Genomic DNA, 12348 nt, shown 5'->3' on the forward strand with positions numbered 1-12348 from the left:
CCCCGCCCGCTCACACGACCTGGTGCAACCAGCGGACCGGGGCGCCCTCGCCCGCGTACCGGAACGGCTCCAGTTCGTCGTCCCACGGCTTGCCGAGCAGCTTGGCGACCTCGGCCTCCAGCTGTGTCTCGCCCTGCTGGGAGCGCGCGAGCGCGGCGCGCAGCCGGTCCTCGGGGACCAGGATGTCGCCGTGCATTCCGGTGACGGCGTGGAAGATGCCCAGATCGGGCGTGGCGCTGTAGCGCTCGCCCTCGGCGGTGGCGCAGGGTTCCGCCGTGACCTCGAAGCGGAGCATCTGCCAGCCGCGCAGGGCTGACGCGAGTTCGGAGGCGGTGCCCGCCCGGCCCTTCCAGGAGACCTCGGCTCTCCAGGTGCCCGGCGACGCCGGCTGCCGGATCCAGTCGAGCTGGACCCGCAGGCCGAGCACTCCGGCCACCGCCCACTCGATGTGCGGGCACATCGCGCGTGGTGCGGAGTGAATGTACAGAACTCCACGTGTCGTCACCGGGACCTCCAGTGTGGGACGAGGTTCGCCTTTCCCAGCGGCCTCAGTAAACAGCATCGGGAGTGAAACTCCGCAAAAGGGACAGCATGTGACGTGATGTAATTTACCGGAGCCAAGAGAACGGACGCCTCTGGTTCGACGTGGGAAAAACTACCGTGCGGCGGGGTGCCCGCGGTGACGTACGGTCGGTCCCGGGGCCGATATGCGCGAAGCTTTCACTCGGCAGGACGCCACCGGATGCCTGAAGACGCCAGACTGATCAAGAGGATGCAAAGAGGACGCCAAGGGGAGGGACCCTGATGCGGAAGAGCCTTCGGATCCGGAGCGGTGGCGGCGGTCGGAGCGGGGATCGCCGCCCGGTCCGGAATGAGCGCCGTGGGCGGCGCTCACGCGCCGGGACGGCCGCCGCGACCGCCGCGGTCCTGACCGTGACCGGCCTGCTGGCGGGCTGTGGCGCCTTCGGCGGATCCTCGTCCGACACGGAGGTCAAGCGCACCGGCCCCTCCGCGCGACCGCCCCTGTGGAACCGCGCCCCGGCCTCGGTGGCGGCGGTCGGTGACTCCATCACCCGTGGCTTCGACGCGTGTGTGGTGCTGGCCGACTGCCCGGAGGTGTCCTGGTCGACGGGTACGGACAGCAACGTACGCAGCCTGGCCCTGCGGCTGCTCGGCGCTCCCGCCGCGAAGGAGCGCAGCTGGAACCACGCCGCGACCGGCGCCAAGATGTCCGACCTGCCGGGCCAGCTCGCACAGGCCGCGCAGAACAAGCCGGAGCTGGTCACGATCATGGTGGGCGCCAATGACGCCTGTCAGGACAGGGCGGAGCAGATGACGCCGGTCGCCGACTTCCGCACGTCGTTCGAGGCGTCGATGCGCCAGTTGCGCGCCGGGGCGCCCAAGGCGCAGGTGTATGTGTCGAGCGTGCCGGATCTGAAGCGGCTCTGGTCGACCGGCCGGGGCAATCCGCTGGGCCGGCAGATCTGGAAGCTGGGGATCTGCGCCACGATGCTCGGCGACTCGCAGGACATGAGCAAGCGGGCTCAGGACCGGCGCACCATGGTGTACGAGCGGGTCGTGGCGTACAACAACGTGCTGAAGGACGTGTGCGCGAAGGACCCGCGCTGCCGGTACGACGGCGGTGCGGTCTTCGACTTCCGGTTCACCGGCGAGCAGCTGAGCCACTGGGACTGGTTCCATCCCAGCAAGGACGGGCAGAGCATGCTGGCGGAGATCGCGTACCGCAATGTCACGGCCGTGAAGCCGCCCACGTAGCCCGGCGCTCCCCGGCGTAGGCTTCTCGATCATGACTGTCATGAACACGGAGCGCGTCGGTGCGACCGGTGAGGGCACGCCCGTCCACCGCTGGACCCTCGAACGGGCCGGTACCCGGCTGCGTCTGCTGACGTACGGCGGCATCGTGCAGTCGGTCGAGATACCCGACCGGAACGGCACCGTCGCCAATGTGGCGCTCGGCTTCCCCGGCCTCGCGGGGTATCTGGGCGTCGGCGGGCGGTACTTCGGGGCGCTGGTGGGCCGGTACGCGAACCGCATCGGGGGCGCGGCCTTCGCACTCGACGGCCGGACGTACCGGCTCGCGCCCAACAACGGGCCGAACAGTCTGCACGGCGGTGAGCGGGGCTTCGACCAGCGCGTGTGGGACGCGGAGCCGGCCGGGGACCACGGGGTACGGCTGTCGCGGATCAGCCCCGACGGCGAGGAGGGCTTCCCCGGGCGGCTGGACTTCTCGGCGACCTACACGCTGGACGCGGACGGTGCGCTGCGGATCGACTACCGCGCGGTGACGGACGCCCCGACACATGTGAATCCGACGAATCACACCTACTGGAATCTGGGCGGCGCGGGCAGCGGCCCCGCGACCGGCCACGAACTGCGCATCGCGGCCGGGCACATCACGCCGGTGGACGACACGGCGGTACCGACCGGGAAGCTCGCTCCGGTCGAGGGCACCCGCTTCGACTTCCGGAAGCCGCGCCCGGTGGGCTCGGGCTACGACCACAACTTCGTCCTGGACGGGACGGGTCCGGCGGCCGAGCTGTACGACCCGGTGTCGGGCCGGGTGCTGACCGTGACCACCACGGAGCCGGGGATGCAGCTCTACACCGGCGACCACTTCGACGGGGAGCCGTACGGTCCCGGGGACGGAATCGCCCTGGAGACCCAGCACTTCCCGGACTCCCCGAACCGGCCCGCGTTCCCGAGCACGGTGCTGCGGCCGGGTGAGGTGTTCGTCTCGGCCACCACGTTCGGCTTCGGCGTCCGGTAGGGGAAGGGGTGCTGGGCCCGGCCCCGGGGCGCGTTCAAGTCCGCCCCGGGACCCCTCGTACCGCTACGCCCGCGCCCGCACCAGGGAGCTGAGCCGGCGGTCGGCGACGGACCGGCCCGCCTGGACCTCGTACGTACCGGGGACGAACGACCAGGAGCCCGACTCCTCGTGCCAGATCTCGAAGGCCCTGCGCGGCAGCGGGATCCGCACCTCGACCGTCTCACCGGGTCCCGCCTCGACCGACGCGAAGCCGGCCAGCCAGCGGGCCGGGCGTTCCACGGTGTCGTCCACCGGGGCCAGATAGATCTGGACGACCTCGCGGCCCGCGCGGATACCGGTGTTGCGCAGCCGTACCCGCGCGTCGTCCGTGGTGGCGGCGATCGTCTCGTACTCCCAGCCGGTGTATCCGAGGCCGTGGCCGAATGGGAACGCGGGGGCCACGCCGGACCGTTCCCAGGCCCGGTAGCCGATGAACACGCCTTCGTCGTAGTGGAGTTCGCCGTCGGTCGGGGTGGTCGCCGAGACCGGTACGTCGGCCAGCGCGACCGGCCAGGTGGTGGGCAGCCGGCCGCCCGGTTCCGCCGCGCCGAGCAGCACATCGGCGAGCGCGGCGCCGCCCTCCTGGCCGGGGAACCAGCTGAGCAGCACCGCCGCCACGTCCTCGCGCCACGGCAGTTCCACCGGGGAGCCGGTGTTGACGACCACGACGGTGTTCGGGTTGACGGCGGCCACCGCGCGTACGAGATCGTCCTGGCGGCCGGGGAGCTTGAGGTTCACCCGGTCGAAACCCTCGGACTCGACGCGCTCGGTGGTGGCGACCACCACGACGGCGGTGCCCGCGGTACGGGCCGCCTCGACGGCCTCCGCGATCAGTTCGTCGGGGTCGTGCCGCGGGCCGAGGTGGAGCAGTGAGAGCGCGACGGCCTTGATCGGGGCGTCCGGGATCTTGTGGACGGTGTGCAGCAGTGAGACCGTGACCCGCTCGCCGTCGGTCAGCCGGGCGCGGGCACGCTCCACCGGGCGGCCGAAGAACGCCTCGAACGGGTCGGAGGCGGCGGCCAGTTCCTCCGTACCGTCGAAAAGGACCTCGCCGCCGACGGTGAGGACGAAGCCGCCGAGACCCCGGGTGCCGAAGGTGTGCTCGCCGCTCTCGCGCGGGGTGAAGGTGCCGGTCAGCTCGACGGTGTGCAGCTCCTCGTGGGTGACGCCGTCGGGCAGGTCGCTGCCGGCCCACTGCACCCGGCCGCCCGGGACGGTGGAGGTCCCGAGGAGCCTTCCGTCCGCCGCGCGACAGACGGCGGTCAGCTCGAAGCCGGTGTCCGCGTCGGTGAGTTCCTCGTTGGGGTCGGCGCCGAGGGAGTAGGTCAGGGAGCCGTCGGGAAGGGCGGCGGTGAGGCCGTCGAGCGGGGAGACCACATGGTCGGGGAAGACCACCGCGGAGCCGCCGCCGAGCACCCGGGCGTCGCGGGCCGGGGCGCCGCTGAGCGCGACCGTACCGGTCCTGGCCGGGTCGATGGGCAGGGCGGGGTGGCCGGCGCCTCGCGTCGGGGGCTCGTTGCGTACGAGGACGAAGGAGCGGCGCGCTATCTCGCGGGCGAGGGCGTCGCCGTCGATCGGCGCGGGAAGGTCCGTGACGGCCGCGGGGGCGCCGTCGAGGACGCCGGTCCGGGCGGCGAGCAGCAGCACCCTGCGTACGGCGTCGTCGACGGCGGACTCCGTCACCTCACCGGCGCGTACGGCGGCGACCAGCGCCTCGCCGTAGACCGTGCGCGGTCCGGGCATCGCGACGTCGAGGCCGCCGAGCAGGGCGCCGACGGTGGAGCGTGCCGCCAGCCAGTCGGAGACGATCGGGCCGTCGAAGCCCCACTCGCCGCGCAGGACCTCGTTCTGGAGATACTGGTGCTCGGTCATCGTCGAGCCGTTGACCTGGTTGTACGCGGCCATGATGCCCCAGGGGTGGGCGTTGGCGACGATGGCTTCGAACGGGGCGAGGTACACCTCGCGCAGCGGGCGCGGGGCGACGATGTTGTCGACGGTGAAGCGGTCGGTCTCGGCGTCGTTCGCGACGAAGTGCTTGACCGTCGTGCCGACCCCGCCGTCCTGGACGCCCCGCACATATCCGGTGCCGATCTCGCCGGTGAGATACGGGTCCTCGCTGTACGCCTCGAAGTGGCGGCCCCCGAGCGGTGACCGGTGCAGATTCACGGTCGGCGCCAGCAGTACGTGCACGCCCTTGCGGCGGGCCTCCTGCGCGAGCAGCCTGCCCGCCCGGCGGGCCAGTCCGGGATCCCAGGAGGCGGCGAGCGCGGTCGGCGACGGCAGGGCTATGGACGGGTCGTCCGCCGTCCAGCGCACCCCGCGGACCCCGATCGGACCGTCGGACATCACCAGGGACGCCAGCCCGATCTCCGGGAGCGCGGGCAGGGACCACATGTCCTGACCGGCCAGCAGCCTCGCCTTGGCGTCCAGCTCCAGCGCGCCGAGCGCCGCCTCGACGGCCGCCTCGCGTGCGTGACCGGCCCGGGTGTCGGATGCGTCTGCCACGGCCGTACCTCCTCGTCGAAGTCATCGCGTCTCTCCGCCGGATGGTCGCACAGCGATCCTGGCCGGTGGGGTGGTACCGCTCCCCTCCGCGGACCTCGGGTACGGGTCGTACGCGTCCGAGCGGCGCGCGCGGAGACCGGGGCCCATGGTCAACCGGCCGTCCGGAGGCGATACTTCCGCCAGCCGACGGAAGGACTCCCGTGAGACTCATGAGGCCCATGAGCCGCATACGCGTACGCCCCGAACTGCTCGGGCTCGTACTCCTCACCACCACCGCGCTCACCCTCACCGCGCCGCCCCCGCTCGCCGCCGCGCAGCCCCTCGGCGCTCAGCCCGCCCCCGCCCGGTCCGCCACCGCCGGCGCCACCGCCGCGTTCACCGTCGAGGAACAGCGGCTGGACCGGGCCGTGCCCCAGGAGATCCTGCGGCGCAGCGGTTTCGACGCGGTGGCGCCGGACTTCGTGCGGTCACTGCGCGGCGCGGACTCGTACGCCGAGGCGGAGCGGGCCGTCGCACGGAGCGGCGCGCGGCTGTGGCAGCGGGCGGTGGACCGGGCGCAGGGGCGCGGGCCCGCGCGTGGCGATCTGAGCCGGGACGACGATCGGCCGCTGTACTGGGCACGGCTCGCGCTCACTCGTGAACTGCGCCAGTGGCAGCCGGAGTTCGGCCTCTCCGAGAGCGCGCGGACGGCGCTGCTCGGGACGCTGGAGCGCTCCTCGCGCGGCCAGGACTCGATGGACTTCCCGGCACGCGGCGCTGCGAAGGGGGTCAAGGGCGTCAAGCGGATCGTGCTGACGGGCTTCGACCCGTTCACCCTGGACCGTGACATCCGCATCAGCAACCCGTCCGGGGCGACGGCGCTGGCGCTGGACGGCACGGTGATCAGGACGGCCGACGGGCCCGCCCGGATCGAGGCCGCCGTCTTCCCCGTCCGCTGGGGGGACTTCGCGGACGGCACCGTCGAACAGGCCCTGCGCGGACCGCTGTCACGGGCCGATCTCTTCACCACGGTCAGCCAGGGCCGGGTCGGCCGGATCGATGTCGAGCGCTTCAACGGCGCCTGGCGCGGCGGGTTCGGGGACAACGAGAACGTCTCGGAGACCGGGCTCGTGCCGGTGACCGATCCGGCCTCGCAGCCGCAGTGGACGACGACCAGCCTGCCGTACCGCTCGATCGTGGCGGCCGGCACCGGCCGCTTCCCGGTGTACGACAACACGTCGGTGACGGAGATCCCGGCGGGCGGGACCGCGCCGGTGGTACGGCCCGACGGACCGACGCCCGGTTCGGCGGCCCGCGCCGGGGGCGGCGGGGATTATCTGTCCAATGAGATCGCGTACCGCGCGACGCTGCTCCGCGACCGTCTGGGGCTGGATATTCCGGGAGGCCATGTGCACACGCCGGTGCTCCAGTTCGGGGCGGGGAACACCGACCCGGCGACGGGCTCCGTGACGGACCCGGAGTTCGTACGGAACCGGCTGGACATCATCGCGCAGCTGCGGACGATCATCACGGTGGCCGCCGAAGCCTCCTGAGCCGGCCGGGAAGCGGGACGTACGGCGCCGTCCGGTCCGGAGCCCTGCCGGACCGGACGGCGCTGCGTGAGATACCGCTACGTGTCCACCCGCTATATGTCCACCCGCTACGTGTCCATCCGCTACTTGTCCATGGAGAGCGGTACGTCCGGCCTCCGAGCGCCCTGTCCGCCGGCCACGGCGTCGTCGTCCGTGGACGCGTCCTCCGGCGGGGCCGTCAGCTCGCGCACCATCAGGGTCGCCCCCGCCACCGCGCCCGGCATCAGGAAGACCGCCACGAGCGGAACGAGAAAGGCGAGCGTGAGCGGGACGCCGAAGCCGAGGGCGAGCATCCGGCGGCCCCTGAGCAGCCGCAGGCGCTCCTTCAGCTCGACACCACGGCGCTGGAGCGCCACCGCCGTCAGTTCCTCCGCCAGGAAGAAACCGGAGACGCAGAAGCCGAGCACGGGAATGACCGTCTGCCCGATGACCGGAACGAATCCGAGCGCGAAGAGCAGCACGCCGTACAGCGCCACCCGTACCAGGATGCGCAGACTGTCCCGGGCGGAGATCCACAGCTCACGCCAGAGCGGCAGCCCCGATTCCGGGACCTCGCCGCCCTCCGAGCGGTCGACCTCCTCCGAGAGCGATTCGTAGAAGGGCTGGCCGACCAGCAGCGTCACGGCGGTGAAGGTGATCACCGCGAGGAACAGCCCGAGCGCGAAGACCAGCACGGTCAGCGAGCCCCGGAAGAGCCCGAGCCAGGGCGAGGACCAGTCGTCCGCGAACGGGGTGGCCCAGGCCGTCAGATCGTCGGCGCCGTACGCGAGGCCGACCAGCGCGCCCGCATACAGGACCAGAGTGAGCAAACCGGGCAGCAGTCCGAATCCGAACCACCGGCCGTGGCCCGCGACCCAGCGCTGGCCTTTCATCAAGTAGCCGAAGCCGGCGCCGAGATCATGCATGCGCGCAGCCTACCGGCTGTATATGGCCCCCTCTTGATGTTCGCGTGAGTAACCGGTAGACCCTGCGTACCGATCAACGTCGATCGCCGCCGATCATTTCTGATCGCTCCGATGTGATCGCCTCGTGGTGAGCACCTCGCGGTGATCACCTCTGACTCTGCCGTCACTTCCGACACTTCCGAAGACCCGGAGGAACAGACGTATGGGGATACCCAGACCCGTTCTGCTCACCACCGCTGTCAGCGCCGTCGCCGGCGCCCTGCTGCTGGCCCCGCTCCCCGCGACCGCCGCCCCCGCCCGGGACGCGCAGCGCCCGCACCCCGTCAGGGAGAACGGCGGCCCCGACGCCACGGCCGCCGCCGGCGCGCTCCAGAAGACCGCCGGCACCATCGGTACGTCCGCGCCTTCCGCGCTGCGCAAGGACGGCGGCTACCCCCGGCGTACGGTCCTCGACGCGCCGCCCGAGAACCCCGCCGACAAGTCGATCAAGCTGGGACTCGCCCCGTACCACTCGCTCGCTCCCCGGCTCAACGCCCTCCAGAAGCTGAGCGATCGCGTCAGCGTGGAGGTGGCGGGCCGGTCGGCGGCCGGCCATGAGCTGTATCTCGTCACCGTCACCGCGCCCGAGAGCTCCCGCGAGTCCCGCGAGCAGGAGCGGATGCGCGAGCTGATCGAGAACTCACCGGCGGCTGCCGCCAAGGACCGCCGTATCACGTCCTCCTACAAGACCCCGGTCTTCATCAACAACAACATCCATGGCAATGAGTGGGAGGGCACCGACGCCGCCCTGAAGCTCATCGAGGAGCTGGCGAAGGCGAAGGACGGCAGGACGGCCGGTCTGCTCGCCAAGAACCGGATCTATCTCAATGTGACCGCCAACCCGGACGGCCGGATCGCCGGGACCCGCGCCAACAGCAACGGCTTCGATCTCAACCGGGACTTCATCACCGCCTCCCAGCCCGAGTCGCGGGCCATCCGGCAGATCGCCGTCGACAAGCAGCCCGCCGTCATGCTCGATCTGCACGGCTATGTCAACGGCACCCTGATCGAGCCGACGACACCGCCGCACGGCGAGAACTATGAGTACGACCTCTTCCTGAAGAACAGCTACGCCAACGCCCTCGGCATGGAGAAGGCGGTGAACGATCTCGGCTACACGCCCGCGAAGGACGGGGTCCAGCCGCCCGTCATCCCCTTCCGCGACCAGCAGGAGGGCTGGGACGACTGGCCGCCGATCTTCACCCCGCAGTACATGGCGTTCCAGGGCGCGGTGGCCTCGCACACCGTCGAGTTCCCGATGCGCGTCAACAACAACGACTACAACAACCTGCCGGTGGAGGAGTTGCGCCGGCGCTCCGCGATCAACACCGATATCGCGGGCGCGGTGATGCGCGCGACCCTCGACTACACGCTCGACCACCGTACGTCCGTGATCGCCGACCAGATCGAGACGTTCCGGCGGGGCGTGGCGGGCGAGGCGCAGCGGCCGGTGTCCGAGGAGACCGTGCCGGGCGTGCCGGGCATCGGACCGGAGGATGTGTACACCACGTCCTTCCCCCGCGCGTATGTGATCCCGGCGGGCGACGGACAGCACTCGGCGACCGCGGCGGCCCGGCTGGTGGACCATCTGGTCGCCAATGACGTACGGGTGGAGCGCGCCCGCGCCGGCTTCCGGCTGGCGGAACGTTCGTATCCGGCGGGCTCGTACATCGTCGACATGCACCAGGCCAAGCGCGGTGTCGCCAATGTGATCCTCGACGAGGGCCGTGACATCAGCGCGGACGTCTCCACGATGTACGACATCTCGGGGTGGAGCCTCGGGCTGCTGTGGGGCGCGAGCGTCGACAAGGTCCAGAAGGTCGATGGCGGGCTGCACATCCCGGCGCGTCCGGTCCAGGCCGCGTCCCCGACCGGGGCGGTGACGGGTCAGGGCGATCTGCGGCTGCGGCTGGACGACCCGAAGGAGCTGGCCGCGCTCAACTCCCTGCTCACGCAGGGGGTGAAGGTACGGCGGGCGGCGGACGGTTCGGCGATCGTGCCGGCCTCGGCCCGTCGTGAGGCGGCCGTCCTCGCGGACCGTTACGGCGTCGCGTTCACCGCCACCAAGGAGCAGGGCTCAGGGACGCTGGCCCATACACGCGTCGCGGCGGCAGTGACGGCCGGCGAGCAGTTCGCCCTGCGGGAGATGGGCTTCGAGGTGCTGCCGGTGTCGACCGCGACGCTGAACGCCGGCTTCGACTGGTCGAAGGCGGATGTCCTGTACGTCTCCTCCGGTCTCCAGTACGGCGCGCTCAACCCGGCCGCGCGCACGGCCCTGGACGGCTTCCTCTCCGGTGGCGCGGGTGTGGTCACGCTCGGATCGACGGGGGCGTCCTTCAACACCGCCGCCGGTCTGCTCGCCGCCAAGCCGGTCGCGGGCAACGGCGACGCGAACGGGGTGGTGCGGGTGACCAACGCGGGCGGCCCGATCACGGGCGGCGCTCCGGCGCACACCTTCGTCTACTCGCCGCTGTGGTTCACCGACCTCGGTCGCGGGGTGCGGGTCGAGCAGTCGTACGGCACCGGCAGCCCGCTGGTGTCCGGTCACTGGCGCGCGAAGGAGGACGGCACGGGCGGTCCCTCGGACGCGGCGGGCCGGGCCTCGGTCGTCAGCGGGACGTCCGCGAAGGGCGGGTCCGTGGTGCTGTTCGGTACGGAGCCGCTGTTCCGTGACCACCCGAAGGGGCTCTTCTCGCAGGTCGGCCGGGCCCTGCTGGGGGCGTCCGGCTGATCCCTCCCGGCGTCATGCCGTCAGGGGCCGTTCCCGTGTGGTGCGGGGACGGCCCCTGCCGCGTGGTCGGCCGGGACGTGGTCAGACCGGATTCAGCCGCCACTGCTGGCAGTCGCTGCCCAGCCAGGGCCACTGCCGTACGTCGGCCCCGTCCGCCGTCGAACAGCCGGCGACATCCGCGACCTTGCCGCTGCGCGCCCCGACGAGCCGTATCCAGCCGCCCTGGTCGGCGACGACGAGACGGAAGGCCTGGCAGCTGGTCCCGAGCCAGGACCACTGGCGCAGATCGGCCCCGTCCGCGACGGAACAGGCCGCCGTGTCCAGCGCCTTCCCGCTGGCGGCGTTGACCAGCCGGCTGGTGTCATCGCCGAGATCCTCGACGCGCCAGCGCTGACGGGCGCCGCCATGACAGGCCCACTGGGAGACATTCGCCCCGTCGGCGCGCGAACCGCCTTCCACTTCCAGGCACTTGCCGCTGCTCCGGTTCACGAGTGTGTACGCCGTGGGGGCGGTCGCCCGCTCCCCGGAGGCCCCGGCGCGTGCGGCGCCCAGCAGGGAAGGGCCGCCGGTCGGCGCCGGCGGGGCGGTGTCCGGCAGCCGGCCGTCGCCGAGTTGACCGTGGTAGGTGTACGGGCCCATGGGGTCGGCGCCGGCGCTCTTCAGTACGTGCTCGCGCTGGGTGGGGTGGTAGTCCTCGATGCCCTGGCCCGCGACGTAGTACAGATACCAGTGGCCGTCCCGGAAGCGGATCCGGGGAGCCCCCATGTAGCAGCAGCGCGACGAGGCGGAGTCCGTCCAGACCCGCACACCCGGCGCGGTCGAAAGCCCGTCCGGCGTGGGCGACTTGCGCATGGTCAGCTCCGACGACCAGGACGTCGTGACCAGGTAGTAGTCGCCGTCGTGGTACTGGATCAGGGGACCGGCGTACGGACGGCTGCCGACGGCCCCCGCGGGCGGGGGGACGAACGCGGTGAAGGCGGCGAGGACCGCGAGCGACAGGGCCAGGAGGAGCGTGGTTCTGCGAGAGGTGCGGCTCACGCGGATTCTCCTTACGGCGTGCGAGGGGGGTGGCGCGCGCGGGAGGCGGAGTCGTTCGGAATGCCGAACCACGGTCACGACCTCGAACGGGAAGCTAGAGTCGAAGCGCTTCTGCGTCAACGGCCGGAAACGGACACGGCGCGAGGGGTCACGGCGCGAGGGGTCACGGCGGGGGAGGGACACCGCGCGAGGGGGGGGCACGACCGAGGGCCGCACCCCGGGTCAGGGGTACGGCCCTCAGCGGACAGGCGGTCCGTCAGGCGACGGAGAGCTCGACCTTGATGTTTCCGCGCGTGGCGTTGGAGTACGGGCACACCTGGTGCGCCTTCTCCAGCAGATCCTTGGCGGTCGCCTCGTCCACGTTCGGGATGGAGGCCACCAGCTCGACCTCAAGACCGAAACCGCCGGTCTCAAGCTTGCCGAAGCCGACCTTGGCGGTCACCGTCGAGCCGGAGATGTCGGCCTTCTCCTTTCGGGCGACCACACCGAGCGCCCCCTGGAAGCAGGCGCTGTACCCGGCCGCGAACAGCTGCTCCGGGTTGGTGCCGGCGCCGCTGCCACCCATCGACGTGGGCGGGTTGACGATGACGTCGAGCTGGCCGTCGTCACTGGAGACACGGCCGTCACGGCCGTTCTCCGCGGTGGCGACGGCGGTGTAGAGGACATCGATCTTCTGGATGGTCATGCGGTGCGATCCTCCTGTTGTACGCCGCGACTCGCGCCCACGGACCG

Annotated in this window: 9 protein-coding genes; 4 read left to right on the forward strand and 5 right to left on the reverse strand. The window is 71.6% G+C overall.

Annotation, left to right across the window (positions count from 1 at the left end; genetic code table 11):
* Positions 1-10 precede the first annotated feature (10 nt).
* Complete coding sequence (locus ACFRKB_RS11790; RefSeq protein WP_365971044.1) at positions 11-505, reverse strand: DUF3145 domain-containing protein; 495 nt, start codon at positions 503-505, stop codon at positions 11-13.
* Positions 506-933: 428 nt separating this feature from the next.
* Here ACFRKB_RS11790 and ACFRKB_RS11795 point away from each other — a divergent pair, with 428 nt between their 5' ends.
* Together ACFRKB_RS11795 and ACFRKB_RS11800 are read left to right on the forward strand one after the other, a co-directional pair.
* Complete coding sequence (locus tag ACFRKB_RS11795; RefSeq protein WP_383105358.1) at positions 934-1776, forward strand: SGNH/GDSL hydrolase family protein; 843 nt, start codon at positions 934-936, stop codon at positions 1774-1776.
* A gap of 31 nt (positions 1777-1807) precedes the next feature.
* Complete coding sequence (locus tag ACFRKB_RS11800; RefSeq protein ID WP_383105360.1) at positions 1808-2788, forward strand: aldose epimerase family protein; 981 nt, start codon at positions 1808-1810, stop codon at positions 2786-2788.
* A gap of 63 nt (positions 2789-2851) precedes the next feature.
* Here ACFRKB_RS11800 and ACFRKB_RS11805 read toward each other — a convergent pair whose 3' ends face one another.
* Complete coding sequence (locus ACFRKB_RS11805; protein ID WP_383105361.1) at positions 2852-5332, reverse strand: glycoside hydrolase family 3 protein; 2481 nt, start codon at positions 5330-5332, stop codon at positions 2852-2854.
* Positions 5333-5550: 218 nt separating this feature from the next.
* Between ACFRKB_RS11805 and ACFRKB_RS11810 the strand changes: the two genes are divergently transcribed.
* A complete protein-coding gene (locus ACFRKB_RS11810) occupies positions 5551-6864 on the forward strand; it encodes a pyroglutamyl-peptidase I (RefSeq protein ID WP_383105363.1) in 1314 nt (437 codons plus the stop codon).
* A 122-nt stretch (positions 6865-6986) separates the two neighbouring features.
* Here ACFRKB_RS11810 and ACFRKB_RS11815 read toward each other — a convergent pair whose 3' ends face one another.
* A complete protein-coding gene (locus ACFRKB_RS11815; protein ID WP_383105365.1) occupies positions 6987-7808 on the reverse strand; it encodes an EI24 domain-containing protein in 822 nt (273 codons plus the stop codon).
* 202 nt (positions 7809-8010) lie between these two features.
* Between ACFRKB_RS11815 and ACFRKB_RS11820 the strand changes: the two genes are divergently transcribed.
* Complete coding sequence (locus ACFRKB_RS11820) at positions 8011-10578, forward strand: M14 family zinc carboxypeptidase (RefSeq protein WP_383105366.1); 2568 nt, start codon at positions 8011-8013, stop codon at positions 10576-10578.
* An 81-nt stretch (positions 10579-10659) separates the two neighbouring features.
* Here ACFRKB_RS11820 and ACFRKB_RS11825 read toward each other — a convergent pair whose 3' ends face one another.
* Both ACFRKB_RS11825 and ACFRKB_RS11830 read right to left on the reverse strand, forming a co-directional pair.
* Positions 10660-11616: an RICIN domain-containing protein gene (locus ACFRKB_RS11825; protein WP_463291730.1), complete on the reverse strand. Its 957-nt coding sequence runs from the start codon at positions 11614-11616 to the stop codon at positions 10660-10662.
* A 256-nt stretch (positions 11617-11872) separates the two neighbouring features.
* Positions 11873-12301, reverse strand: a complete 429-nt coding sequence (locus tag ACFRKB_RS11830; protein ID WP_383105368.1) for an organic hydroperoxide resistance protein — start codon at positions 12299-12301, stop codon at positions 11873-11875.
* Positions 12302-12348 lie beyond the last annotated feature (47 nt).

The organism is Streptomyces scopuliridis (assembly GCF_042790125.1).
Classification (GTDB): domain Bacteria; phylum Actinomycetota; class Actinomycetes; order Streptomycetales; family Streptomycetaceae; genus Streptomyces; species Streptomyces scopuliridis_A.